Annotated in this window: 25 protein-coding genes and 1 riboswitch; of the genes, 13 read left to right on the top strand and 12 right to left on the bottom strand. The window is 74.2% G+C overall.

Features of this window, described 5'->3' with window-relative positions; all coding sequences use genetic code 11:
• Positions 1–182 precede the first annotated feature (182 nt).
• The 4 genes from DQ239_RS06545 to DQ239_RS06530 are packed head-to-tail and all read right to left on the bottom strand — an operon-like array spanning position 183 to position 4450.
• Complete coding sequence (locus DQ239_RS06545; protein ID WP_113833593.1) at positions 183–1862, bottom strand: cytochrome bc complex cytochrome b subunit; 1680 nt, start codon at positions 1860–1862, stop codon at positions 183–185.
• Positions 1862–2974: a Rieske 2Fe-2S domain-containing protein gene (locus tag DQ239_RS06540; protein WP_113833592.1), complete on the bottom strand. Its 1113-nt coding sequence runs from the start codon at positions 2972–2974 to the stop codon at positions 1862–1864. Before DQ239_RS06540 ends, DQ239_RS06545 begins: the two co-directional genes overlap by 1 nt.
• Positions 2971–3828 (bottom strand): cytochrome c, encoded by an 858-nt coding sequence (locus DQ239_RS21265; protein WP_113833591.1) that lies wholly within the window; start codon positions 3826–3828, stop codon positions 2971–2973. The genes DQ239_RS06540 and DQ239_RS21265 overlap by 4 nt, the downstream gene beginning before the upstream one ends.
• 7 nt (positions 3829–3835) lie before the next feature.
• Entirely contained in the window at positions 3836–4450 is a 615-nt protein-coding gene (locus DQ239_RS06530) for a heme-copper oxidase subunit III (RefSeq protein ID WP_113833590.1), read from the bottom strand.
• 134 nt (positions 4451–4584) lie between these two features.
• On the opposite strand from DQ239_RS06530, the gene DQ239_RS06525 reads away from it, so the two are divergent.
• Positions 4585–5010, top strand: a complete 426-nt coding sequence (locus tag DQ239_RS06525; RefSeq protein WP_113833589.1) for a hypothetical protein — start codon at positions 4585–4587, stop codon at positions 5008–5010.
• Entirely contained in the window at positions 5007–6074 is a 1068-nt protein-coding gene (gene trpD / locus DQ239_RS06520) for an anthranilate phosphoribosyltransferase (protein ID WP_113833588.1), read from the top strand. The genes DQ239_RS06525 and trpD overlap by 4 nt, the downstream gene beginning before the upstream one ends.
• Before the next feature lie 24 nt (positions 6075–6098).
• Here the strand turns inward: trpD and DQ239_RS06515 are convergent, their stop codons facing one another.
• Both DQ239_RS06515 and DQ239_RS06510 read right to left on the bottom strand, forming a co-directional pair.
• Positions 6099–6386: an Lrp/AsnC ligand binding domain-containing protein gene (locus DQ239_RS06515; protein WP_113833587.1), complete on the bottom strand. Its 288-nt coding sequence runs from the start codon at positions 6384–6386 to the stop codon at positions 6099–6101.
• Positions 6383–8203 (bottom strand): DEDD exonuclease domain-containing protein, encoded by a 1821-nt coding sequence (locus DQ239_RS06510; RefSeq protein ID WP_233488831.1) that lies wholly within the window; start codon positions 8201–8203, stop codon positions 6383–6385. The genes DQ239_RS06515 and DQ239_RS06510 overlap by 4 nt, the downstream gene beginning before the upstream one ends.
• A gap of 184 nt (positions 8204–8387) precedes the next feature.
• Between DQ239_RS06510 and DQ239_RS06505 the strand changes: the two genes are divergently transcribed.
• From DQ239_RS06505 to DQ239_RS06480, 6 genes are all read left to right on the top strand, one after another.
• Positions 8388–9500, top strand: coding sequence for an NlpC/P60 family protein (locus DQ239_RS06505; RefSeq protein WP_113833585.1), 1113 nt, complete (start codon positions 8388–8390; stop codon positions 9498–9500).
• A 45-nt stretch (positions 9501–9545) separates the two neighbouring features.
• Complete coding sequence (locus DQ239_RS06500; RefSeq protein WP_113833584.1) at positions 9546–10136, top strand: M15 family metallopeptidase; 591 nt, start codon at positions 9546–9548, stop codon at positions 10134–10136.
• 63 nt (positions 10137–10199) lie between these two features.
• The gene (locus tag DQ239_RS06495) at positions 10200–10523 is read left to right on the top strand and encodes a hypothetical protein (RefSeq protein ID WP_113833583.1); all 324 of its coding nucleotides are present in this window, start codon (positions 10200–10202) and stop codon (positions 10521–10523) included.
• Positions 10524–10721: 198 nt separating this feature from the next.
• Positions 10722–10903: riboswitch (cyclic di-AMP (ydaO/yuaA leader) on the top strand.
• 15 nt (positions 10904–10918) lie between these two features.
• The gene (locus DQ239_RS21165) at positions 10919–12037 is read left to right on the top strand and encodes a C40 family peptidase (protein ID WP_113833582.1); all 1119 of its coding nucleotides are present in this window, start codon (positions 10919–10921) and stop codon (positions 12035–12037) included.
• Between the two features lie 177 nt (positions 12038–12214).
• Complete coding sequence (locus DQ239_RS06485; RefSeq protein WP_113833581.1) at positions 12215–13483, top strand: M48 family metallopeptidase; 1269 nt, start codon at positions 12215–12217, stop codon at positions 13481–13483.
• On the top strand, positions 13480–14604 hold the full coding sequence (locus DQ239_RS06480) for a glycosyltransferase family 4 protein (RefSeq protein WP_113833580.1): 1125 nt from the start codon (positions 13480–13482) through the stop codon (positions 14602–14604). The genes DQ239_RS06485 and DQ239_RS06480 overlap by 4 nt, the downstream gene beginning before the upstream one ends.
• Before the next feature lie 49 nt (positions 14605–14653).
• On the opposite strand, the gene DQ239_RS06475 is transcribed toward DQ239_RS06480, so the two are convergent.
• Positions 14654–16447, bottom strand: coding sequence for a long-chain fatty acid--CoA ligase (locus DQ239_RS06475; RefSeq protein WP_113833579.1), 1794 nt, complete (start codon positions 16445–16447; stop codon positions 14654–14656).
• Positions 16448–16604: 157 nt separating this feature from the next.
• On the opposite strand from DQ239_RS06475, the gene DQ239_RS06470 reads away from it, so the two are divergent.
• Genes DQ239_RS06470 through DQ239_RS06455 form a run of 4 tightly spaced genes read left to right on the top strand, consistent with a single transcriptional unit; the run spans position 16605 to position 19511 of the window.
• A complete protein-coding gene (locus DQ239_RS06470; protein ID WP_113833578.1) occupies positions 16605–17036 on the top strand; it encodes an SRPBCC family protein in 432 nt (143 codons plus the stop codon).
• Between the two features lie 5 nt (positions 17037–17041).
• Entirely contained in the window at positions 17042–18190 is a 1149-nt protein-coding gene (locus DQ239_RS06465; RefSeq protein WP_113833577.1) for an ArsA-related P-loop ATPase, read from the top strand.
• Complete coding sequence (locus tag DQ239_RS06460) at positions 18187–18528, top strand: hypothetical protein (protein WP_113833576.1); 342 nt, start codon at positions 18187–18189, stop codon at positions 18526–18528. Before DQ239_RS06465 ends, DQ239_RS06460 begins: the two co-directional genes overlap by 4 nt.
• Positions 18525–19511 (top strand): ROK family glucokinase, encoded by a 987-nt coding sequence (locus DQ239_RS06455; RefSeq protein ID WP_113833575.1) that lies wholly within the window; start codon positions 18525–18527, stop codon positions 19509–19511. Before DQ239_RS06460 ends, DQ239_RS06455 begins: the two co-directional genes overlap by 4 nt.
• A gap of 1 nt (position 19512) precedes the next feature.
• Here DQ239_RS06455 and DQ239_RS06450 read toward each other — a convergent pair whose 3' ends face one another.
• Both DQ239_RS06450 and DQ239_RS06445 read right to left on the bottom strand, forming a co-directional pair.
• The gene (locus DQ239_RS06450) at positions 19513–20187 is read right to left on the bottom strand and encodes a hypothetical protein (RefSeq protein WP_113833574.1); all 675 of its coding nucleotides are present in this window, start codon (positions 20185–20187) and stop codon (positions 19513–19515) included.
• Positions 20184–20993: an alpha/beta fold hydrolase gene (locus DQ239_RS06445; protein ID WP_233488830.1), complete on the bottom strand. Its 810-nt coding sequence runs from the start codon at positions 20991–20993 to the stop codon at positions 20184–20186. Before DQ239_RS06445 ends, DQ239_RS06450 begins: the two co-directional genes overlap by 4 nt.
• A gap of 117 nt (positions 20994–21110) precedes the next feature.
• On the opposite strand from DQ239_RS06445, the gene DQ239_RS06440 reads away from it, so the two are divergent.
• On the top strand, positions 21111–21869 hold the full coding sequence (locus DQ239_RS06440) for a lysophospholipid acyltransferase family protein (protein WP_233488829.1): 759 nt from the start codon (positions 21111–21113) through the stop codon (positions 21867–21869).
• An 8-nt stretch (positions 21870–21877) separates the two neighbouring features.
• On the opposite strand, the gene DQ239_RS06435 is transcribed toward DQ239_RS06440, so the two are convergent.
• The 3 genes from DQ239_RS06435 to DQ239_RS06425 are packed head-to-tail and all read right to left on the bottom strand — an operon-like array spanning position 21878 to position 24962.
• Entirely contained in the window at positions 21878–22468 is a 591-nt protein-coding gene (locus DQ239_RS06435; RefSeq protein WP_113833573.1) for a TetR/AcrR family transcriptional regulator, read from the bottom strand.
• An 8-nt stretch (positions 22469–22476) separates the two neighbouring features.
• Positions 22477–23427, bottom strand: coding sequence for an alpha/beta hydrolase (locus DQ239_RS06430; RefSeq protein WP_113833572.1), 951 nt, complete (start codon positions 23425–23427; stop codon positions 22477–22479).
• Positions 23424–24962 carry an NAD(P)/FAD-dependent oxidoreductase gene (locus DQ239_RS06425; protein WP_233488828.1) on the bottom strand — a complete coding sequence of 513 codons (1539 nt, stop codon included), beginning with the start codon at positions 24960–24962 and terminating at the stop codon, positions 23424–23426. The genes DQ239_RS06430 and DQ239_RS06425 overlap by 4 nt, the downstream gene beginning before the upstream one ends.
• Positions 24963–25039: the final 77 nt, after the last annotated feature.

Raw genomic sequence — 25039 nt, 5'->3', positions numbered from 1 at the left:
CAGGACCCCGCGTCGGTACGTCCGAGAGGCGGAAAGACCCGCGTGCGTCACCGGGCAGCGTGGGGGAGGGGCAGGGCGTCCCTACAGGCAGCCCGACGGCGCGGCATGCGGCCCCCCCCGACATGCAGCAGGGCCCCGGTGGACGGATCCACCGGGGCCCTGCTGTCGGACGGGGTCCTCGCTCAGTCGCGGGGCTCCTGGGGACGACCACCCTCGGACGGGCGGCCACCCTCGGAGGGCCGGCCGGAGGAGGTGAGCTCCCGGCTCTCCTCGGCTGCGAGCCCACGCCCTTCGGCGCGCTGCTCGAGCTCCACCTGCGCCGGCTCCTCGATCGGCTTGAAGAAGCCGCGGATCGCGCGACGGGCGCCGCCGATCTGGTTCATCTTCTTCGGCACCGGAGCGCCGCCGTAGGCGAGGATGCCGTGGCCGTGCTCGTCCACCGGGCCGAGGGGCTGGTGGACCTCGATGAACTCACCGTGCGGCAGGCGCCGGATGACGCCGGTCTCGATGCCGTGCTCGAGCACCTCGCGGTCGTGCTTCTGCAGACCCAGGCAGATGCGGTACGTCAGCACGTACGCGATGGGCGGCAGCACGATGACGCCGAGACGACCGAACCAGATCATCGCGTTCAGGCTGACGTCGAACTTGTCCGCGAAGACGTCGTTGCCACCGGAGAGCATGAGCACGCCGTAGAAGGTCAGGCCCATCATGCCGAGCGAGGTGCGCACGGGGACGTCGCGCGGACGCTGCAGCAGGTGGTGCGACGCGGTGTCGCCGGTGAGCTTGCGCTCGATCATCGGGTACAGCGCGAGCACGGTGAACATCGCGCCGGCGACCACGACCGTCGGCCAGAACAGCGCCGGGATCGTGTAGTCGCCCGGCAGGTTGATGTCCCAGGCCGGGAAGATTCGCGTCGAGCCGTCCAGGAAGAGGATGTACCAGTCCGGCTGCGACGCGGCCGAGACCTGCGCCGGGTTGTACGGGCCCCACAGCCACACCGGGTTGATCTGGACCAGACCACCCAGGGCGGCGATGACGCCGAACACGATGAACAGCAGGCCGGTCGCCTTCGCCGCGAAGGTGGGGAAGAGCCGGTTGCCGACCACGTTGTGCTCGGTGCGGCCCGGGCCGGGGAACTGCGTGTGCTTCTGCTTGACCAGGATCAGCAGGTGCACGGCGATGAGGGCCAGCAGGATCGCCGGGATGATCAGCACATGCGCGATGTAGAAGCGCCCGATGATCAGCTCGCCGACGAACTCCCCGCCGAAGACCGCCCAGTGCGCCCACGTCCCGATGACTGGGACCGACAGGATGATCGCGCTGATGATGCGGAGGCCGGTGCCCGAGAGCAGGTCGTCGGGGAGGGTGTAGCCGGTGACGCCCATGAGCAGGGCGAGGACCAGCATGACCACACCGATGAGCCAGTTGGTCTCGCGCGGCCGGCGGAAGGCGCCGGTGAAGAAGATGCGGAGCAGGTGCACCACGATCGAGGCGACGAACATCAGCGCCGCCCAGTGGTGGACCTGACGCATGAACAGGCCGCCGCGGACGTCGAACGAGAGGTTCAGCGCGGAGTCGTAGGCCGCGGACATCTCGACGCCGCGCAGGGGCGCGTAGCTGCCCTCGTAGACGACCTCGCGCAGCGAGGGGTCGAAGAAGAAGGTCAGGTACGTGCCCGAGAGCAGCGCGATGATGAACGAGTAGAGCGCGATCTCCCCGAGCAGGAACGACCAGTGGTCGGGGAAGACCTTGTTCAGGGTCCGACGCAGCGGGCCGGCGACGATCAGGCGGTCGTCGATCTCGACGGCCTGCTTGCCCAGCCGGGTGGTCGGAGCCCCTGGGGCCGTGGCCGTTGCTGCCATCAGATGCGCTCCCGGTTCCAGTACGTGGGGCCGACGGCCTCAGGGTAGTCCCCGCGTGCGACGAAGAAGCCCTCGTCGTCGACCGTGATCGGCAGCTGCGGCAGGGAACGCGTGGCCGGACCGAAGACCGGCTTGGCGCCCTGGGTCACGTCGAACTGCGACTGGTGGCACGGGCAGAGGATCCGGCTGGTCTCCTGCTCGTACAGCGACACCGGGCAGCCGGCGTGCGTGCAGATCTTCGAGTAGGCGACGTAGTCGCCGTAGCCGAAGTCGTCCTGACCCTCGCGGGGCCGCGCCTCGGCGAGCTGCGAGGGGCGCAGGCGGATGAGCATGGTCGCCGCGTCGGACTGGCGGTTGCCGCCGGGGACGGCCGGGAAGACCGTCTCCAGGGAGCCGGGCTCCTGGTCGCCGGGGCGAATCGGGCTGCCGTCGTTGCGGACCAGCCGCACGCCCTCGGCCCACGACGTGCGGCCGAGCGGGTTGCCGGTGTTCGGGTTGTTGATCAGGCCGCCCAGCGGCATGAGCAGCATGAGCCCGAGGCCACCGCCCATGAAGCCCAGCGAGCGGGTGATCAGCTTGCGCCGGGCCAGGCCGCTGTTGTGCAGGCCGCCGACCAGCGTCGCCCCGGTGGTCACCCGGTCGAAGTGCGAGCCGTCGTGCTTGTCCTGCACCGCGGTCTCGTGCGGCAGGAGCTTCTTCGTGTAGAGGACCAGGCCGACACCGACCAGGGCCAGGGCCAGGCCCATGGTGAGGCCGAGGAGCGGCGTGAAGAACGCGCTCCAGCCGGTCTCGGTGACGTCCCACTGCCAGTCGGGGAAGAACCAGCCGGAGCCGACGTACACGACGACGAACGCGAAGGCCGAGAGGCCGGCGAGGGTGAAGACGAGGCCGACCTGGCGGACGGCCCGCTTCTCCAGCCGCGAGCCCGGCTCCGGGCCGGGGTCGACGTGCAGGACCTCGACGCCGTCGTACCGCGCACCGAGGCGGTCGAGGTCCTCCCGCGGCATCGCCGCGAGCTGCTCCGGCGTGTAGTCGTCGTCCGGGCCGCCGTGCAGCGGGCCGGGGGTGTCCGCGCCGCCGGACGAACCGGGGCGGGTGTCGTGCGTGCTCACGCCTTGCTCCCCATCCAGAAGATCCCGAACATCAGCACGCCGATGCCGACCACCCAGATGACCAGGCCCTCGGCGACCGGACCCATGCGGCCCACCCCGGCACCGCCCGGGTCGGCCTGCGAGTTCATCGTCTGGACGTAGGCGATGATCGAGCGCTTCTCCTCGGGGGTGAGCTGGTTGTCACCGAAGACCGGCATGTTCTCCGGGCCGCTCAGCATCGCGGTGTAGATCTCGAGGTCGTTGGAGTCGTTGAGGCTCGGCGCGGCCTTGCCCCCGGACAGCGCCCCGCCCTCGCCGACGAAGTTGTGGCACGAGGCGCAGTTGAGCCGGAAGAGCTCGCCGCCCTCGGCGACGTCGCCGTCGCGCAGGTCACCCGACGGGAGGCGCGGGCCGCCGCCGTTGGCCTGGATGTAGGCCATCAGCTGGTCGATCTCCTCGTCGGAGAAGACCGCGGGCTTGTCGACGGCGTCGGCCTCCTGGCGGGCGAGCGGCATGCGCCCGGTGTGCACCTGGAAGTAGACGGCCGCCTCGCCGACGCCGATGAGCGACGGGCCGCGGTTGGGGACGCCCTCGAGGTTCTCGCCGTGGCAGGAGATGCAGCTGCGCTCGTAGAGCTCACGGCCGGCCGCCTCGGCGGCGGACTCGTTCCCGCTCTCGGCCGGTGCGGCCTGCGCGGGGCTGAAGACCGAGTACAGCGCGCCGGTGAGCACGAGGCCCAGCATCAGCGCGGCGACGTTGGTGACCCGGCGGCGGTGCTTGCTGCGCCGCCGGGCGCGGGCCCGGGCGGCCGGGCCGGTGGTCGCGGTGTCGACGTCGGGCGAGACGGCGTCGGACTGCGGGTGCGTGGTGGACACCGTTCCCCTAGCGGATCAGGTAGATCGTGGCGAAGAGCCCGACCCACACGACGTCGACGAAGTGCCAGTAGTAGGAGACCACGATCGCCGCGGTCGCCTGGGCAGGCGTGAAACGGCCCATGGTGGACCGGATGAGGACGTAGACGAAGGCGACGAGGCCTCCGATGACGTGCAGCGCGTGGAACCCGGTGGTCAGGTAGAAGACCGAGCCGTAGGTGGACGACGAGATCGACGTCCCGTGCTCGGTCACCAGCACGTGGTACTCGTTCATCTGGGCCACGACGAAGATGAAGCCCATCACGAACGTGATGGTGAACCAGCGCCGGAGTCCGTAGACGTTGCCGCTCTCCGCCGCGAACACCCCGAACTGGCAGGTGAACGACGAGGCCACCAGGATCAGCGTGAAGACGGTGGCGTACGGGAGATTCAGCTCCGTCGGCTCCGGGGGCCAGCCATCGACTGCCCGGGCTCGCGCGGTGAAGTACATGGCGAACAGGCCGGCGAAGAACATCAGCTCGCTGGAGAGCCAGATGATCGTGCCGACGCTGACCATGTTCGGTCGGGTCAGGGAGTGCACCCGCGAGGTGTCGAAGGTGCTGCTCGCCACGGGGGCCGTTGTCACCCGGCCATCATGGCATCGGCCCCCCGCCGCCACGACCTCGGGTCGGCCCGGCGTGGCGAGCCGTGGAACAGCCCCTCGTCCAGCGGGCGCCGCCCTCCCCGGGCAGCGGCTCGGCAACCACTAGGCTCGCCCGCGTGAGCCCAGCCGGAACCCCCGACGCACCGGCCACCGTGCTGGTCTACAGCTCCCGCGCCGCGACCCGTGAGGCCGTGCGCACCGCCGTCGGCCGCCGTCCCGCGCCGGACGTCGGCCCGCTCACCTGGGTGGAGTGCGCCACCGGTGACGAGGTCGTCGCGGCCGTCGACGGCGGCGGCATCGCGCTGTGCATCCTCGACGGCGAGGCGCAGCCGACCGGCGGTCTGGCGCTGGCCCGCCAGCTCGAGCAGGAGGTGCCGGACCGTCCCGCGGTGTGCGTGCTCATCGCGCGGCAGCCCGATCGCTGGCTGGCCCACTGGTCTCGGGCCGAGGGCACGCTGCCGCTGCCCGTCGACCCGCTGACCACTCCCGGGCTGGTCGCGGACCTGCTGCGCAGCTCGGCCCGGCGCCCCGTGGTCCGGTGACCGCCGCGTTACCGTCCCGCCCGTCCTGGTCGGGGCTGCTCAACCGGCTGCTCGCCGGCCAGGACCTCGCCGCCGCCGACACCTCCTGGGCGATGCGCGAGGTGATGACCGGCGAGGCCACACCCGCCCAGATCGCCGGGTTCGCGGTCGCGCTGCGCGCCAAGGGCGCCTCGGCGCAGGAGGTGTCCGGCCTGGCCGCCGAGATGCTGGACCAGGCGACGCCGGTCAGCCTTCCGCTCGCGTGCGTCGACATCGTGGGCACCGGGGGCGACGGAGCGCACACCGTCAACATCTCGACGATGGCCGCGGTCGTCACCGCGGCGGCGGGCGTGCCGGTCGCCAAGCACGGCGGCCGGGCGGCGTCGTCGTCCTCCGGGGCCGCCGACGTGCTGGAGGAGCTGGGCGTGGTCATCGACCTGCCGGCCGCCGGTGTCGCGCGCTGCGTGCAGGAGGCGGGCATCGGCTTCTTCTTCGCGCCGGTCTTCCACCCGGGCATGCGGTACGCCGGTGCCCCGCGGCGGGAGCTAGGCATCGCCACCGTCTTCAACTTCCTCGGTCCGCTGACGAACCCGGCCCGGCCGGTCGCCGCGGCCATCGGCTGCGCCGACCGCGACATGGCGCCGGTCCTCGCGGAGGTGCTGGCGGCTCGCGGTGGCCGGGCGGTGGTGTTCCGCGGCGACGACGGCCTCGACGAGCTGACGACGGCGACGACGTCGTCGGCCTGGGTGGTCCGCGACGGCCAGGTCGTCCCCGACCGCGTGGACCCGGCCGAGCTCGGCATCCCGGCATCGGGGCCCGATGCGCTGCGCGGCGGCCCACCCGCCCACAACGCCGACGTCTTCCGGCGGGTCCTGGCGGGGGAGCGGGGGCCGGTGCGTGACGCCGTCCTGCTCAACGCCGCCGCCGCCCTCGCCGCCTTCGACGAGCACTCCACCGGCCTGCACGAGGGGCTCGCGGCGGGGCTGGAGCGAGCGGCCGCGGCGGTGGACGACGGCCGGGCCGACGCCCTGCTCGCGCGCTGGGTGACGGTCAGCCGCGCGGTGAAGGACAGCGTCGCCCGCTAGGCCCCCCCGGCCGGGGGTCCTCTTTCAGTCGGCGGTCTCAAATCCGATCGAGAAGGCCGCGTCGAGGTCGTGGCGGGAGTAGGCGCGGAAGGCGATGTGCGTCTCGGTCTCCAGCACCCCCGGCACCTTGTTGATGCGGCCGGCGATGACCTCGGCGATCTGCTCGAACTCGCGCACGCGGACGACGGCGATCAGGTCGACCTCGCCCGCGGTGGAGTAGACCTCGCTGACCCCGTCGAGGTCGGCGATCGCGGCGGCCACCTCGGGGATGGAGTCGGTGGCGGCGTCGATCATCACGATGGCGGTGATCACGCCGGCGATGCTATCGGGGACCGGGTCCCGCCGCCCACGCCCACGGTGATCCGGTCCGGGCGCGCCCGGGTGCCCAGCGACCGCCCGTCGGCGAAGGGGTCGCGCCGGGCGCCGGTGCCGTCGGCCAGCGCGAGGAACCGGCTGAACGGTCCGGTGCCGGGCGCCGGGCTGGCGAGGGTGCCGTCCAGCTCGACCAGCCGACTGCCCGGCTTCTCCATCCAGCGGAGCACGAGCTCGGTCTCATCGACCGACGCGGCGATCTCGCCGTCGGGACCCAGCAGCGTCTCCGCGGTGCTGAGCAGGCCCGCCAGCGTCGCGCGGACCGAGGCGCCACGGACGGCCACCCCGGCGGACACCAGCCGCCCCCGCCGGACGACGGACAGCTCCCAGCCGCCCGCGCCGTCGGGCCGGGCCAGGACGAGCTCGGGGACGGCGGCCAGCGACTCCAGCCGTTGCCGCCGGCGAACGGCCCGCAGCAGCACGGCGACGCGGTCGCGCAGGACCGCGGCGTCCTCGTACCGCTCCTCGGCGGACAGCCGCTCGACGCGGCGCAGCAGCGGGGCGACCAGATCGGTGGGATCGCAGGCCACCGCAGCGCGCAGCACCGCGGCGACGTCGGCGTACTCGGTCACCGACTGGGCGCCCGTGCACGGCGCACCGCACCGGCCCATGTCGGCCAGGGCGCAGGCCGACCCGGAGGGGGCGCGCGCCGGGATGCGCGCGGTGCACTGCCGCAGGGGCAGTGACTCGTGCACGGCCGCGACGGCGGCATCGGCGGCCCGCCGGTCGGGGAAGGGACCGAGGAAGACCCCGGCGCCGGGCCCCACGCGGCGCACCACGGACAGCCGGGGGAACGGTTCGTCGGTGAGCCGGACCCACAGGGCGCGCTCGGGGAAGCGGGACCGCCGGTTGTACCGCGGCTTGTGCTCGGCGATCAGCCGCAGCTCGCGCACCGCCGCCTCCAGGGCGTGGGCGCACGGGATCGCGTCGACCCGCTGGGACAGCGCGACCATCTCGGTGATCCGGCTGCGCTGCTCACCCGAGGTGAAGTAGCTGCGCACCCGCGTCCGGAGGTCGGTCGACGTCCCCACGTACAGCGGCTCGTCGCGGGGGCCGCGGAACAGGTAGACGCCGGGGCCGTGCGGGACGGAGTCGGCCAGGTGGCGCTTGCGGCGGCGCTCGGGGTCGACCTGCCGGGTGAGCCCGGTCAGCTCCTCCAGCGAGGAGACGCCGAGGGGGCCGAGCCGCTCGAACAGGCCGTGCAGCACGTCGACGGTGGCGCGGGCGTCGTCCAGGGCGCGGTGCGTGGGGGAGGTGGTGGCCCGGAAGAACGGCGCGAGGGTGCCGAGCTTGCAGTTGGGCACCTCGTCGCGGGTGAGCAGGCGCCGGGCCAGCACCGCGGTGTCGACCGAGGCGGCGGCCGGCCAGAGGATGCCGTTCTGGGCGCACGCCGCCTTGAGGAAGCCGAGGTCGAAGGGTGCGTTGTGGGCGACGAGCACCGCGCCGCGGGCGAACTCCAGGAACGACGGCAGCACCGTGCCGATCCGGGGCGCCGCGGCGACCATCGACGTCGTGATGCCGGTGAGCACGCTGATGTAGGGCGGGATCTCCTGTCCCGGGTCGACCAGGGTCTGGAACTCGCCCAGCACCACGCCGCCACGCACCTTGACCGCGCCGATCTCGGTGATCGCGCAGTCCTTCGGCGACCCACCGGTCGTCTCGAGGTCGACGACCACGAACGTGACCTCGGCCAGCGGCGTGCCGAGATCCTCGATCGTTCCCTGCACGTACCGGGGAAGGGGTGGAGAGGAGCTCACGGGCCGGACGGTAGGTCGGGGTGCCGACAGTCCCGGGGACGCCGCGCCGGGACCGATCGGCCGCCGGGCGCCGACGGGAGTAGCCCGGCCGGGCGGAAACGCGCCCCTCACCTGGCGCTTTCCCCGTGATGCGGACAACATTCCAGCGGTGGGCGACGCCGCCCAGATCCGTGAAGGTGGTCCGATGTCCCCGCGCTCCCCACGGTGCTCCCCACGGCCGGGGGCGACCCGCCGCTCGGCGTCGCTGCTCGTCGTGCCGCTGGCGCTGCTGGCCCTGACGGCTGCTCCCGCGGCCGCGGCGCCTAGCGACCAGCCCGGGGGCACCTCCGGCGTCCTGGACAGCCGCGCCCTCGACGAGCTGCAGCAGCGCGCGGCGGAGGTGCAGCGGGGCCTGCAGTCGCAGCAGGGCGAGGTCGAGGAGGCCCGCGCGGCGCTCGGCGAGGCCGAACGCGCCGTGGCCGAGGCCGAGGCGGTGCTGGGCGAGGCCGAGGGCGAGCTGGCCGGCCACCGGGCGCTCGTCGCCCGGTACGCCGCGGCGGTCTACCGGGACGGCGGGGCCGTCACCCCGCTGTCGGTGCTGCTCAGCGGCGGCGACCCCGGGGACGTGGTCTCCGCCCTGGGCTTCCTCGAGGTCGTCGACGGGCACGCCGCCGCGGTGATCGGGGCGGCGGAGGCGCAGCGGCAGGCCGCTCTGGAGGAGCAGCAGCGCGCGACGGCGGCGCTGGACCAGGCACGGGCCCGCGCCGACGAGGTGGGTGCCCGCGCGGCCGAGCTCGAGGCCGCGGCCGCGGCGGTGACCGACGAGCTGGATGCCGCGCTCGGAGCCGTGGACCGCCAGCTGGCCCAGCTCCAGCGCGAGCAGGTCGAGGTCAACCAGCAGACGGCGGCCAGCTGGCGGGCCTACCTGGACCAGCTGACCGCGGCGGGGGTGACCCCGCCGCCGGCGGCGGCGCTGCGGGACCCGGCCGCGGGCCTCCCCGAGCGGCTGGTGCCGGTCGGCGCCGCCGGTGGGGACGCCCAGCGCGGTGCCGCGCAGCTGCCGGCCCAGCCGGCGTCGCTGCTCGTGCTCCCCGCTGAGACGCTCGCCGCGGTGACCGCGGCGATGGACGCCCTGGGGTCGCCCTACGCGCCGGGCACGGCGGGGCCGGAGTCGTGGGACTGCGGCTCGCTGGTGCAGTCGGTCTACGGCCGGGCCGGCATCCCGCTGCCCGGGGAGCAGGCCGAGCTCTTCGCCGTCTCCGAGCCGGTCGCCCCCGCCGACGTGCTGCCGGGTGACCTGGTGTTCCTAGGGACCTAGGAGTCCGGGCTCGGCCACGTCGGCATCGCCCTGGACCCGCAGACCATGCTCGCGGCCGACGCCCGGGCCGGCGCCGTCGTCGTGCGCTCCCTCCCGACCGACCAGGTGCTCGGCGTCGGTCGGCCCAGCCTGGGCGGGCGGGCACCCGTGGCCGCCCCCGGTCCGGCCGCCGGGGCGCTGCGCACCGAGTGCGGGAACACCGTCTACCCGCCGAGCTACGACGGCGCCCGGCAGTGGGGCGGGTACCCGAACGGCCTCATCCCGCCGAGCGCGATGTGCCCGCTCGGCGCGGCGGGCCACTCCCTGCGCTGCGACGCCGCCGCGGCCTACCGGGCCATGTCCGCCGCGTACGCGGGCGCGTTCGGCGGACCGCTGTGCCTCACCGACTCCTACCGCACCTACGCCGGGCAGGTGCGGCTCTACGGGGAGAAGCCCGCGCTCGCCGCCGTCCCGGGTACGAGCAACCACGGCTGGGGGCTGGCCGTGGACCTCTGCGGGGGAGTCGAGACCTTCGGGACGCCGCAGTACGCCTGGATGGTCGCCAACGCCGGCCGCTTCGGGTTCCTGCACCCCTCGTGGGCCGACCCGGGCAACGGCCGCGAGGAGCCGTGGCACTGGGAGTACGCCGGGAGCTGACGTCCGCCGCCCCGGATTGTCGGTGGCCGCTCCTACCGTGCGGACGACTCACGGAGGAGAGACATGCTCATCGACTGCGACACCTGCACCGTCCGCGGCACCGGCTGCACCGACTGCGTCGTCACCGTCCTGCTGGGGGCTCCGCCGGGCTGGGAGGGCGTCGACCCGGTCGTGGTGCCGATGACCGGCCGCGCCCGCGCCGCCGCCCCCGGGCCCGCCGCGGAGGACGTCGTCGTGCCACCGCCCGGCGTGGTCGTGGAGTTCGACGACGTCGAGCGGCGTGCCGTGCGCGCGCTCGCCGAGTTCGGGCTGGTCCCACCCCTGCGGCACCGCGGCGGGTCCGCTGCGGGCGACGGCGGCGTCCCGCACGACCAGCAGACCGGCTGACGTACGGTCGATGCGACGGCTTGTCCGGATGCGGACTGTGCGTGTACCCCTACGCAGCGCTGATCTGGGGGAGGCGCGCGGCGCCGGTCGAGATTCTCGTCACAGGGGTATCTCCTGTGCCGGTTTGTCACGGCCACATCACGAACGTAGGGTCGCTGCGTCCGACCGGGTGGTCGTCACCCGCAGACGGGTGGCCTCGGCCGGACACCGCCGAATCACCGCACGACGTCCGTCAGGTCGTCCGAGGTGAACCGGGGACCCACCGCATGTTCTGGGGTGAGTTCCCCTGTAGAGCCGGTCCGCCGGTCCAGCAGGGGATAGGGCCGATCTTCCCCGCCCGAACCCGTCAGCTAACTCGGTAGGCGGATCGAGGAAGAAACGGAGAGCCGCCGCTCGTGGCGACCCCTCACGCCCTGCCCCCGCACGTCCTCGCACCCTTCCGCCCCGATCCGGCCGGCCCTGCCCGCCGCCTGGGCCGCCTCCGCGCCGGCCTGCTGATCGGCGCCACGACCGCCCTGACCTTCACGGTCCTCCCGGGCACCGCCTCCGCCGTCCCCGGGGACCCCACCACCACCGCCGAGGCCGCGCAGCTGGTCGCCGACGCCAGCCGCGAGCTCGAGATCGTCAGCGAGAAGCTGAACGAGGCGAAGGTGGACCTGGAGCGCCAGCAGTCCGCCGTGGACAGCGCGGAGAAGGCCGCCTTCGAGGCGCAGCAGCAGCGCGCCGCACTCGACGGGCGCATCCGCGAGCTGGCCCGCACGGCCTACACCGGCGGCAACAGCACGATGAACCAGCTCGACGTGCTGCTCTCCAGCACGTCGGCCGACGAGCTCGTCTCCCAGATGGGCACGCTCGAGGCCATCGCCGGGCACACGACCGCGGCCGTCAGCGAGGTCGCCGAGGCCTCCGACCGGGCCGAGGACTCCCACGACGAGGCCCGCGCGGCCCGGGAGAAGGCCGAGCGCAGCGTTGCGGACATCGAGGCGCAGCAGCAGGGCCTCGAGGCCAAGATCGCCGACTACCAGCGGCAGTACGCGGCCCTCGATGCCGCGCAGCGGGCCGTGGTCGAGCGCGCCCAGGGCGACTCCCAGCCGGTGCGTGCCTCGCGCAGCGCAGAGCGCACCGCCCCCGCCTCCGCTCCCGCTCCGGTCGCCGCGGCCAGCGGCGCGGCGGCGGTCGCCGTCCAGACCGCGCTGGCCCAGGTGGGCGACCGCTACGTGTGGGGTGCCAGCGGCCCGGACGCCTTCGACTGCTCGGGTCTGACGTCCTACGCCTACGCCGCCGCCGGCATCTCCCTGCCGCACTCCAGCAGCAGCCAGTCGCGGATGGGCCGGGCGGTCTCCCGCAGCGAGCTGCAGCCGGGCGACCTGCTGTTCTTCTACAGCCCGGTCAGCCACGTCGGCATGTACATCGGCAACGGCCAGATGGTGCACGCCTCGACGTCCAGCCAGCCGGTGAAGGTGGCCAGCGTCGACTCGATGCCCAACTACAACAGCGCCCGCCGCATCGCCTGAGACGGGACCGACGAGGGCCGGTGATCTCCCGAGGGAGGTCGCCGGCCCTCGTCGTCGGTGCACCACGCGCCGCTGCGGGAGCCGGGCACGCCCCGCTCAGTAGCATCGTCGGCGTGCGTGCCGGTGCCCCTTGCCCGTGACGGTGCCGGGCCGGGCGACCCCCGTGGCGGGCCGTCGATGACCGCCCGCCGTGCGGCGCTGTTGACCGCCGCCGTCCTGCTCGCTGCCTTCGCCGTCGTCGTCGCCGTCGCCACTCCCTGGGACGTGCTGCCGGAGCCGCCCGGCGGCGCCACGCCCCTCGACCCGACGGCGGGGCTGCCGGCGGAGCAGGTCGACCGCGCGGAGGTCTTCGCCGCCGCGCTCCGGCCGGCGTCGCTGGCCTCCCTCCTGCTCGGGCTCGCCGTCGCCGCCCTCCTCGGGCTGACCGGGCTCGGCGCCCGGCTGGTCCGTGGGCTGCCCGCCCCCCGCCGCGGGCGCTGGGCCTGGCAGACGCTGCTCGGTGTCCTCGCCCTGGCGGTGATCGGCCGGCTGGTCACGCTCCCGCTGTCGGCCTACGGCGAGGTGGTGCGGCACCGCTACGGCCTGTCCACGCGGAGCTGGGGGCTGTGGGTGCGGGACGTGGCGGTGTCGACGGCGATCGACGCCGCCCTCACCGCCCTCGGGGTGGTCGCCCTCGTCTGGCTGGCCCGGCGGGCCTCGCGCGCCTGGTGGGCGCTCGCGAGCGCCGGTGCGGCCGTGCTGGTGGTCATCGGCTCCTTCCTCTGGCCGGTGCTCGTCGAGCCGGCCTTCAACAGCTTCGAGTCGATGCCGGCCGGGGAGCTGCGCAGCGACCTGCTCGCCCTGGCCGACGAGAACGGCACCCCCGTCCAGGACGTGCTGCTCTCCGACGCCTCCCGCCGCACCACGGCGCTCAACGCCTACGTGTCGGGCTTCGGCTCCACCCGCCGCATCGTCGTGTACGACACGGTGCTCGACCGGCTGCCCGACGACCAGATCGAGTCGATCGCCGCCCACGAGCTCGGGCACGTGGCCGCCGACGACGTCCTCACCGGCACCCTGCTCGGGGCGTTCGGGGCGGCCGGCGGGGTGGCGCTCCTCGGCTGGGTGCTGACCTCGCCGCGACTGCTGCGCCGGGCCGGCGCCGACGGACCGGGCGACCCGGCGGTGGTGCCGATGCTCCTGCTGCTGGTCGCGGTGGGCACGCTGGTGGCGACGCCGGTGCAGAACCTGGTCTCCCGGCACATCGAGGCGCGGGCCGACGTCGCGGCGCTGGACCTCACCCGCGATCCGGAGGCCTTCGTCGCCATGCAGCGCGGCTTGGCCGCGACCAACCTGTCCGACCCCGAGCCCCCGGCCGCCTGGCGCTGGTTCTTCGGTTCGCACCCGACCACGGCCGAGCGAATCGCGATGGCGGAGGACTGGGCCCGGCTGGAGGGCCGGCCATGACCCGGACGCTGGTCGTCACCAACGACTTCCCGCCGCGCCAGGGCGGCATCCAGACCTTCGTCGCCGCCCTGCTCGAGCGGCGTCCACCGGACTCGCTGGTCGTGCTCGCCTCGGACCACCTCGGCTCGGCCGAGCACGACGCCGCGCTGCCCTACCCGGTGGTGCGCCGGCCCACCGGCATGCTGCTGCCGACGCGGGGCACCGCCCGGGCGGCGGTCGAGCTGGTCGACCGCTACGGGTGCGACAGCGCGTTCTTCGGTGCCGCCGCGCCCCTGGGCCTGCTGGCGCCCACGCTGCGCGCGGCCGGTGTGCGGCACGTCGTGGGCGCCACCCACGGGCACGAGACCGGCTGGGTGACGCTGCCGGGGAGCCGCCAGGTCATGCAGCGCATCGCCGGCGGGCTCGACGTCCTCACCTACATCACGGAGTACACCCGCGCGCGGCTGGCGCCGGCGCTGGGGGAGCGCACCCGGCTGGCGCAGCTGTCCCCGGGCGTGGACGTCGACCGGTTCACCCCGGACGCCGACGGCGCGGAGGTCCGGCGCCGGCACGGCCTGGGGGATGCGCCGGTGGTGGTCTGCGTGTCCCGGCTGGTGGCCCGCAAGGGGCAGGACGTGCTGGTCCGGGGATGGCCGCAGGTGCTGGCCCGGCACCCCGCGGCCCGCCTGCTCCTGGTCGGCGGCGGACCCGACGAGGCGGCGCTGCGCCGGGCCGTCGCCGCGCGGGGTCTGGAGAGCTCCGTCGTCCTCACCGGCGGGGTGCCCTCCGAGGAGCTCCCGGCCCACTACGCGGCCGGTGACGTGTTCGCCATGCCGTGCCGCACCCGCCGCGCCGGGCTCGACGTCGAGGGCCTGGGCATGGTGTTCCTCGAAGCCGCCGCCTGTGGCCTGCCGGTCGTCGCGGGCACGTCCGGGGGCGCGCCGGAGGCCGTCCAGGAGGGCGTCACCGGGCACGTCGTCGACCCGCGGTCACCGGAGGCCGTGGCGGGCACGCTGGCCGACCTGCTGGACGACCCCGCCCGGGCCCGGGCTATGGGCAAGGCCGGGCGGGCGTGGGTGGAGCAGAGCTGGTCGTGGACGACGATCGCGCGGACCTTCGCCGACCTGCTGGAGAAGCACTGAGCCCCCACCCCGCTGTGCGGGGTGGGGGCTCAGCGCCGGCGAGGCCGGCTCAGCGCGTGTAGAGCGCCTCGACCTCGTCGCCGAACTCCTTCATGACCACCGAGCGCTTCAGCTTCAGGCTCGGGGTCAGCATCCCGTTGTCCTCGGTGAAGTCGGTGCCCAGGATGGAGAACTTCTTGATCGCCTCGGCCTGCGACACGGCCTTGTTGGCGTCCTTCACCGCGGCGTCGATCTCCGCCTTCAGGTCGGGGTCCTCACGAATCTGCTCGACGGTCGTGCCGGCGGGCTTGCCCTTGGACTCCAGCCACTGGGGCAGCGCCTCCTCGTCGAGGGTGACGAGCGCGGCGATGAAGGGCCGCTGGTCGCCGACGACGATGCACTGGCTGACCAGCCGGTGCGAGCGCAGCCGGTCCTCGAGGACGGCGGGGGCGACGTTCTTGCCGCCCGCGGTCACCAGGATCTCCTTCTTGCGGCCGGTGATCTTGAGGAAGCCGTCCGCGTCGAGCTCGCCGAGGTCGCCGGTGTGGAAGAAGCCCTCGCCGTCGATGGCCTCCTTCGTCGCGTCCTCGTTGTTCCAGTAGCCGCGCATGACGATGCCGCCCTTGATGAGCACCTCGCCGTCGTCACCGATCCGGAACGTGACGCCGGGCAGCGGCTGGCCCACGGTGCCGATCCGCAGGGCCTTGTCGTGGTTGACCGACGCGGCGGCAGTCGTCTCGGTGAGGCCGTAGCCCTCGAAGACGGTGACGCCGATGCCGCGGAAGAAGTGGCCGAGCCGCTCGCCCAGGGGCGCACCGCCGGAGATGGCGCCCAGGCAGTTGCCACCGAGGGCCGCGCGCAGCTTGCCGTAGACCAGCTTGTCGAACAGCGCGTGCTGGGCGCGCAGGCCGAGGCCGGGGCCGCCGGTGTCCTGGGCTCGCGACCAGTCGATGGCGACCTGGGCGGCGCGGTCGAAGATCTTGCCCTTGCCGTCGCCCTCGGCCTTCGCCTTGGCCGAGTTGAAGACCTTCTCGAACACGCGGGGCACGGCCAGCACGAAGGAGGGCTTGAACTCGCCGAGGTCCTCGAGCAGGTTCTTCACGTCCGGGGTGTGCCCGATGACCGTGCGGTTCTTGATGGCGCCGACCTGCAGCACGCGGGCCAGCACGTGCGCCAGCGGGATGAACAGCAGCAGCGAGCCCTGCACGCTCATGAAGCGGTCGAGCAGCGTGATGCCGTTGTCGATCTCGAACAGGAAGTTGCCGTGGGTGAGCTCGCAGCCCTTCGGCCGGCCCGTGGTGCCGCTGGTGTAGATCAGCGTCGCCAGGCTGTCGGCGGAGAGGGTCGCCCGGCGCGCGTCCAGCTCGGAGTCGGGGACGTCCTTGCCGGCGGCGATCAGGGTGCCGACGGCGTCGTCGTCGATGACGTGGACGGACCCGAGGCTCGGCGCCTGGTCCCGCACGGACTCGACGGCAGCGGCGTGCTCGGTGCTCTCCACCACGATCGCGGTGGCGCCGGAGTCCGAGAGGATCCAGGCGACCTGGTCGGCGCTGCTGGTCTCGTAGACCGGCACCACGACCCCGCCGGCGGTCCAGATGGCGAAGTCGAAGACGGTCCACTCGTACCGGGTCTTGGCCTGCAGGGCGACGCGGTCGCCGGCGGCGACGCCGGAGGCGATGAGCCCCTTGGCGACCCCGCGCACCTCCTCGCCGAACTGCTGCCAGGTGACGTCCCGCCACTGGCCGTCACGGCGCCGCCGCAGGCCGACCTCCGAACCGTGCTCGGCCATGTTGCTGGCGAGCATGTCGGTCAGGGCCGCGTCGGGCTGCACCTCGGTGGTCACAGGAACGCTGAACTCGCGCACGCCTGGTCCTCTCCTCCCTGGCCGCCGGCCGGGCACCGTCGCCCGCCGGTCCTGACCAGGATCGTTCCGGACAATCTAGCGGTCGAGTCCTACCCGTGAGTAGCGGAACGGGTGACTGAACGGTTCCTGCCCCTCGACGAACCGTTAGCCTGCTCCCATGGCCGACCAGTCCACCCAGTCCATCGTCGTCGACGCACCCGCAGCCGACGTGATGGCGGTCATCGCCGACTTCCCCGCGTACCCCCAGTGGGTGGCCGCGGCCAAGCAGGTCGAGGTGCTGGAGGCCGGGCCCGACGGACGCGCCCGCCGGGTCCACTTCGTGCTCGACGCCGGTGCGGTGAAGGACGACTACGTCCTCGACTACACCTGGGACGGCGACCGCGCGGTCACCTGGACGCTGGTCAAGGGCCAGATGCAGAAGCGCCAGGACGGCTCCTACACGCTGGTGGAGAAGGACGGCCGCACCGAGGTCACCTACTCGATCACCATCGACCTGTCGATCCCGATGCTCGGGATGATCAAGCGCAAGGCCGAGAAGGTCATCCTCGACACGGCTCTCAAGGAGCTCAAGAAGCGCGTCGAGGGCTGAGCCGCGTGCGCACCCTCGTCCTCACCGGCCCCGGCGGGGGCGGCTCCAGCACGCTGGCCGCGGCCGTCGCGACGCGCGCGGCCGGCGCGGGGCGCTCGACGGTCCTGCTGACCCGGCGGGCACCCGCGGTCGCGGGGCTCGCCGACGTGCCCGGCCTCGAGGTGCGTGTCGTGGACACCGGCGCGGCGGTGGAGCGCTTCTGGAGCGCGACGGTGGTCCCTGCGGCCGCGTCGGTGCCGCAGGTCGCGCTGCCGCCGGCGTCCTCGGTGACGCCGCTGCCCGGTGCGGCCGACCTCGCGCTCCTCGCCGAGCTGGCCGGCGCCCGGGCAGACCTGGTGGTGGTGGACGCCGGGACGCCCGAGCAGACCGTCGCCCTGCTCTCCCTCCCCGCGACCCTGCGCTGGTGGCTGGACCGGCTGATGCCGCCGGGTGCGCGCGCGCTCGGGGCGCTCCGGTCGGCCGCGGTCAGCACCGGTGCCGCCCGGCGCGGGCCGGTCGACGCGGCGCTGGCGCTCGTGCCGCAGCTGGAGGCCCTGCTGGCCGCCGACCGGCTGGCCGACCCGGCCGCCACCACGGTGTACCTGGCCGCCGTGCCCCGCGCGGGGACGGCGGCGTCGCTCCGCTCCCTGACGACGGCGCTGGGCCTGCACGGCGTGCGCCCGGCCGCCGTCCTGGCGCGGGTGCTGCCGGAGGACGGCGTCGGGGAGTGGTGGCGGGCGCGCCTCGCCGAGCAGGCCGCCGAGTTGGCCGCGCTGGCCGAGCTGGCCCCGGTGCACCGCGTCCCGGAGGCGGCCACCGGACCCTCGGACGCCGCGGCGGCCGGCGCGCTGCTGGCCGGCCTGGAGCTGCCCGAGGGTGGCGGGCTGCCCGGACCGGTGACCGAGCGCGGGGAGGGCACCTGGGAGCTGGCGGTGCCGCTGCCCTTCGCCGAGCGCGGCGCCGTCGGCGTGACCCGCTGGGAGGACGACCTGGTGGTCACCGTCGCCGGGGGCCGCCGGTCGCTGCGGCTGGACCCGCTGCTGCGCCGCTGCGAGGTCACCGGTGGCCGGATGGTGGACCCGGGCAGCGCGGACGCCCGCCTCGTGGTCTCCTTCCGACCCGACGAACAGCTCTGGCCGGCCGACCTGCTGGCCGCGGTGAGGAGAACGCCATGACCACCCCCGCCGACTGGGCCGAGTCCGCCCGCAGGCTGTTCGACGTGCTCCGGCCTCCCTCCGGGGGTGCGGCCGCTCCCGGGGCCGGCGGCGAGGACCGGACGGCGCACGGTGCCGACTGCCGCTGGTGCCCCGTGTGCCAGACCGCAGCGGTCGTGCGCGGGGAGCGCCCCGAGGTCACCGCCGCGCTGGCCGACGTCCTCACCACCACCGCGTCGGTGCTGCGCGATCTGGCGGGGGAGCCGGCCCGGCCGGGCACCCCCGACGCCGGCACGCAGCGGGACGCCCCGATGAGCGACGGCGGTCCCGCGCCGGTGCAGCAGATCGACATCGCGTGAGCGCGGCACCGTCCTCCCTCGCCGCCCTGGGCATCGACATCGGCGGCACCAAGGTCGCCGGTGGCGTCGTGGCGCCCGACGGCACGATCCTGGCCACCGCCCGGCGGGCCACCCCCGGCGCCTCGGTGTCCGACACCGAGGACGCGATCGCGGCGGTCGTCGAGGAGCTGGCCGCCGGCCACGACGGCGAGCTGGTGGGCGCCGGCATCGGCGCGGCCGGCTGGTTCGACCGCACCGGGGACACCGTGCTGTTCAGCCCCCACCTGGCCTGGCGGCACACCTCGCTGCGCAAGGACCTCGCCGCCCGGCTGCAGCGCCCGCTGTGGGTGGGCAACGACGCCGACGCCGCCGCCTGGGCCGAGTACCGCTACGGCGCCGCCCGCGGTGCGGACCTCGCGCTGATGATCACGCTGGGCACCGGCATCGGCGGCGGGATCGTCATGGACGGCCGGCTGCGGCGCGGCGCGCACGGCGTCGCGGGGGAGTGGGGCCACATGCGCGTCGTCCCCGACGGTCGGCTGTGCGCATGCGGCAACCGCGGCTGCTGGGAGCAGTACGCCAGCGGCTCGGCGCTGGGGCAGACCGCCCGCGAGGTCGCGAGCACTTCACCGGCCGCCGCCGCGCTGCTGCTGGAGCGGGTGGAGGGCCAGGCGTCCCGGCTGACCGGCGAGGACGTCGCCCGCGCCGCCCACGACGGGGACCCGCTGGCCCTCGAGCTGGTCACCGAGGTCGGGGTGTGGCTCGGTCAGGGGATCGCCGACCTCGCCGCCGTCCTGGACCCCGAGGTCGTCGTCATCGGCGGGGGCGTGAGCGTGCTCGGCGAGATGGTCCTCGGGCCGGCGCGGTCCCGGCTCGAGCGGGCGCTGCCCGGGCGCGGGTTCCGCCCCGGCCCCCGGATCGTGGCCGCCGAGCTCGGGGCGCAGGCGGGCATGGTCGGCGCCGCCGACCTCGTCCGGCGGGCGGTCAGCGAGGGCGAGGCCTGAGTCAGACGACGGCGCCGTCGTCCCCGTCGTGGTCGGAGCGGTCGCGCATCCGGGACACCAGCATCGCCGCGCCGCCGGCGATCGCGGCGACCCCGAGCACCAGGCCCAGGTCCGCCGACAGGCGCAGCGCCCCGGGGACGGCGATGAGCACCAGGCCCAGCACGACGAGCAGCCCCGCGTACAGGGCGTGCGGGGCCGGGACCGGCACCGGCGGGGGCGCCGGCGGCTCGTAGTGCTCCTCGGGGAGGTCGAGCACCGAGACCTCGTGCGGCGGGGGCGGCGGTGCGTCGGACGGCTGCTCGTCGACCGCCGTCCTGCCGTGCTCGGCCTCGTAGGCGGCGACGATGCGCGACCACTCGGCGTCCTCGTCCAGGTCGGCGCGCACGGGAGCGGGCTCCGCGGCCCGGCGCGGGTGCTCGTCGGCGTGCTCGTCGACGAGCACGCGCGCCTCGGACCGCCGGGCGCGGTCGACGAAGAGCCGGTCCGACGGCGGGCTCGGCAGCGAGACCTCGCGGGTGTAGGGGCCGACGTCGGCCGACGGGTCCAGGTAGGCGGCGATGCCCGCCGCCTCGAGGACGTCCAGCAGGTGCTCGCCGACCCGCGGGTCGACGTCGCGCAGCGGGCTCCACGAGGTGGCCGGCAGCCCGTTGTCCCGCCGCCCCCGGCGACCGGTCACGGCGTGGTCCTCTCGCGCTCGGGGGCCGGGGTGCGCTCGCGGATCCAGGCCGCGGACCGCTCGAAGATCTCCGGGGCGTCGTTGTCCAGGGTGGCCACGTGGTAGCTGTCGCGGAGGACGACCTCGGTGGTGTCGCTGCTGCTCACCGACGCCAGCAGCACCTCGCTGTTGGCCGGCTCGACCACGTGGTCCTCGACGCTGCGGAAGACGATCACCGGGACGGTGATGCGCTGCAGGTCGGCGCGGGTGAGCGCCCAGAGCGCGCGCAGCTGGAGCATCGCCCGGGTGGGCAGCTTCGGATAGGCCAGCTCGGCGACGCCGGTCTTCTTGATGTCGCTGGCGATCGGGGCCCAGCTGCCGGTCAGCCGGGCGATCAACGGCAGCAGCTTCGCGTCCAGGCGCCGGGTGAACAGCGCCGGGTTGACCAGCAGCAGCCCGGCGACGTCGCCGGAGCGCACCTCGGCCAGCCGGGTGGCGAGCGTGCCGCCCATCGACAGCCCCGCGACGAAGACCCGGTCGCACGTGGCGGCCAGCTCGTCGAAGGCGCGCTCCACCGCGGTCGTCCACTGCTCGTGGGTGCTGGTGTTGCAGTCCTGCCAGCTGGTGCCGTGCCCCGGCAGCAGCAGACCGCGCACGGTGAAGCCCTCGGCGGCCAGGTGCTCACCCCACGGACGCATGCTCATCGGGGTGCCCGTGAAGCCGTGCACCAGCAGCACGCCGGTGCGCCCGTGCTCGCCGCTGCCCGGGAAGTCGAAGGGCTCGGCCCCCGGGAGCACCGTGGGTGTCGGCTCGGACGTTGCGGGCACGGGCTGCTCCTGGGAGTGCGGCGGCGGGGCCGAGGTCGGGCGAGTGATCCCTCGCACTGGACGGCCGATTGTCCTCCGGCCCCCCGGCTCCCTAGTCTGGCAGTCCACGAGGGAGGCGTGTTGTTCTACTGGTTCCTCAAGTTCGTCGCGATCGGCCCCGCGGTGCGGGTGCTCTTCCGTCCCCGTGCCGAGGGCGTCGAGCACGTTCCCGCCAGCGGTGCGGCCATCCTGTCGAGCAACCACCTGTCGGCGGCCGACTGGATCTTCATGCCGTTGTCGATCCGGCGGCGGGTCACCTTCCTCGCCAAGGCCGAGTACTTCACCGGCACCGGCGTGAAGGGGTTCTTCCAGCGGGCCTTCTTCGCCGGCGCCGGGCAGGTGCCCATCGACCGCACCAGCGCCTCCGCGGCCGAGGACGCCATCCAGACCGGTCTGGGCATCCTGCGGGACGGCAAGCTCCTGGGCATCTACCCGGAGGGCACGCGCTCGCCCGACGGCCGACTCTTTCGCGGGAAGATCGGCGTCGCGCGCATGGCGCTGCAGACCGGTGTGCCGGTCGTCCCGGTGGCCATGTGCTACTCGCACCGGAGGCTGCCGTTCGGCAGGAAGATCATGCGGGTGACGGTCCGCTTCGGGGAGCCGCTGGACTTCTCCCGCTATGAGGGGCTCGCCGGTGACCGGTTCGTCGAGCGCTCGATCACCGACGAGATCATGTACGAGATCATGACCTTGTCGGGCCAGGAGTACGTCGACGTCTACGGGGCGACGGTCAAGAAGTCGATGACCGCCGGTGCCAGCGCCGCGGACGCCGTCGCCACCCTGCAGCCCCCGGTGACCGAGGCGGCCGACCGGGCACCCACGACGCTCGCCGGGTAGCGGTCCGCCTAGGTGCGGACGTCGAGGCGGTCCAGCACGTCGCGCAGCAGGGCGAGCAGCTCGGGCCGGCCCATGGTCGGCTGGTCGGCCCAGGAGCCCACGAGGTCCTCGGTGAAGGCGAACCAGGCGAGCACGAGCTGACGGCGGCGGGCGTCGTCCGGCAGCTCGAGGGCGGTCAGCGCCACCTGCACCAGCCGCTCCCGGGTCTCCTCGTAGACCTCCGCCACCCAGGGGTCGCCGCCGCCCGCGCCGCGGACGAACGCCAGGTGGCTCTCCCGGAAGGTCTCCACCCAGCCCACGTAGCGGTCCAGCATCCCGGCGACCTGCTCCTCCCGGGACGTGCCGGGAGGCGGCAGCAGGTGCTCGAGCATGAGGTCCGCCGCCGCCCGGGTGACCGCGGTGTAGTACTCGCGCTTGGTGGCGAAGTAGTGGAACAGCAGGCTGCGGCTGATGCCGGCCCGGCGCGCCACCTCGTCGATGGTGAGCTCCTGCACCGGGGTGGTCGGCAGCAGCTCGAGGCCGATCCGCACCAGCTGCGCCCGGCGGTCGCCCGCGGTGCGGCGCAGCCGGGGTGGGTCGGGCGGGGAGGACGCCGCCATCAGCGGGGTCAGGCGGCGTGCCGGCCGGCGGTCGCGGCGGCGAGCAGCCGCTCGATCGCGTCGGCCACCAGCCGCGGCCGCTCCTGGACGAGCATGTGCCCGGTGCGGTCGGCCACGTGGAGGGCGGCGTCCGGCAGCGCCTCGGCCAGATGGCGGCTGTGCCGCTGCGGGGTGAGCTTGTCGCTGTCGCCGACGAGGATCTCCACCGGCACCCCGGTCAGCGCCTCGAGCTGGGTTCGCTTGTCGTGCTCGCCGAGCGCGGGGTAGAAGGCGGCGAAGGCGCGCACGGTCGAGGCGTGCATGATCTCGGCCCCGGCGATCACCATCTCGTCGGTGGCGTCGGCGCCGTAGAGCAGCTCGCGGACCATCGTGCGGTGGCGGGGGTGCGCCGGCGGCATCAGCTGGCGCACCCGTTCGAGGAAGCGCGCCCCGCCGATGGCGGCGGTGACCATGCCCGGGGCCAGCTTCAGCTGCAGCCGCTCGGAGAGCTTCTCGCCCGAGGGCGCGAGGTCGCCGGCCGACGTCGACACCAGGGCGACGCCGCGGACGCGGTCGCCGAACAGCTCGGGTCGGGCCGCCGCCAGGCACATGATCGTCATGCCGCCCATGGAGTGGCCGCCCAGCACCACCGGGCCGGTCGGTACTAGCTGGTCGAGCAGGTCACCGAGGTCGGCGCCGAGCTGGTCGATGGAGAGCCCGGCGACGTCGTCGGCGTAGCGGCCCCAGGTGGAGCGGCCGTGCCCGCGCTGGTCGTAGCGGATCAGCCGCAGCTCGCCCGCGGCCACCCGCGGGGTGAGCAGCTCGGCGACGTCGTCCCACGAGGCCTGGGCCAGCGTCCAGCCGTGGGCCAGGACGAGGGTGACCGGGGCGTCGTCGGACCCGTCGACGACGGCGTGGATCAGGGCGCCGTCGTCGGTGCGGACGGCGGCGACGCGGCGGAGGACGGTGCCCGCGCTCATGCCGCCACCTCCGGGGTGCTCACCGGCGCGGAGGCCGGGACGCCGACGTAGTTCTCGCGGTCGAGCTTCTTCGTGAGCTTGCGGAACCGGAAGGTGAAGTCCGGCCACAGCGTGGTGTTGTGCCCGTGCTCGTCCAGATACCAGCTGGCGCAGCCGCCGCCGAGCCACACGGTGCCCTTCGACTTCTCCGCGATCAGCGCGCGGTAGGCCTCCTGTGCCTCGCGGGTGGTCTCCAGGACCTCCAGCGCCTCGGCGTCCATGGTGCGCAGGGCGTCGTCGACGTAGTTCACCTGCGACTCGATCATGTAGACCATCGACGTGTGGCCGACGCCCACGTTTGGTCCCACCAGCAGGAACAGGTTCGGGAAACCGGCGACGGTGGCGCTGCGGTTGCTCACCATGCCGTCGGCCCACACCTCGGCCAGGCTGCGGCCGTCGCGGCCACGGATCCTCTCCGCGATCGGCAGGTCGGTCACGTGGAAGCCGGTGGCCAGCACGATCGTGTCGGTGGGCCGCTCGACGCCGTCCCGGCTGACGACGGAGTGCGGCCGGACCTCGGCGATGCCGGCGGTGACCAGCTCGGCGTTGGGGGCGGACACGGCCGGGAAGTAGTCGTTGCTGATCAGGATCCGCTTGCAGCCGATGGTGTAGTCCGGCGTCAGCGCTGCGCGGAGCTTCGGGTCGCGCACCTGGCGCTCGAGGTGGGCCTTGGCGAGCTTGCCCACCGGCTTGAGGAAGCGGCGGCGCTTGGCCAGGCCGATGACCAGGAACTCGCGGAAGAGGTAGAGACCGCCGCGCACGGCCTTCTGGAAGCCGGGCACCCGCCGGTAGAGCCGGCGCATCAGCGGCTTGACCGGGTGGTCGGTGCGCGGGACCACCCAGGCGGGCGTGCGCTGGTAGACGGTGATGCTGTCGACGACCGGCTGGATCGCGGGCACCACCTGGATGGCCGACGCCCCGGTGCCGATGACGGCGACCTTCTCGCCCGCGAGGTCGTGCGAGGCGTCCCAGCGCGCGGAGTGCATGACGGTGCCGGCAAAGGTGTCCAGGCCGGGGATGTCGGGATAGGTGGGGTCGGCCAGCGCGCCGGCGGCCGAGACGAGGACGCGGGCCCGGAAGTCGCCGGCCGCCGTCGAGACCAGCCAGCGCCGCGCCACGTCGTCCCACCGCGCGCCGGTCACCTCGGCGCCGAAGACGCAGTGCCGGCGGACGTCGAAGTCCGTCGCGACCCGCTGCAGGTAGGCCTGGATCTCCGGCTGCTCGGAGTAGGAGCGGCCCCAGTCGGGGTTCGGCGCGAAGGAGAACGAGTAGAGGTTGGACTGCACGTCGCAGGCCGCGCCGGGATAGGTGTTGTCCCGCCAGGTGCCGCCGACGTCCTGCGCCCGCTCCAGGAGGACGAAGTCGGTCTCGCCCCGCCGCTTCAGGGCGATCGCCATGCAGAGGCCGGCGAAGCCGGATCCGATGATCGCCACGCCCACCTCGCGGACGGCCCCCTCCCGGGGGGAGATGGTCGGGCTCTCGAGCGTGCTGGTCACCGATGGGCTCCTCGTCGTCTGCTGTCCGACTCCCGGCTTGCTGAGCAACGCTCAACAAGCTACAACGGCTGCTCAGC

Origin of the sequence: Blastococcus sp. TF02-09 (assembly GCF_003319105.1) — a bacterium.
In the GTDB taxonomy this organism is placed as follows: domain Bacteria; phylum Actinomycetota; class Actinomycetes; order Mycobacteriales; family Geodermatophilaceae; genus Blastococcus.
Note: the sequence above shows the minus strand (reverse complement) of the source record. Positions and strands in the feature narration are given on the sequence as shown.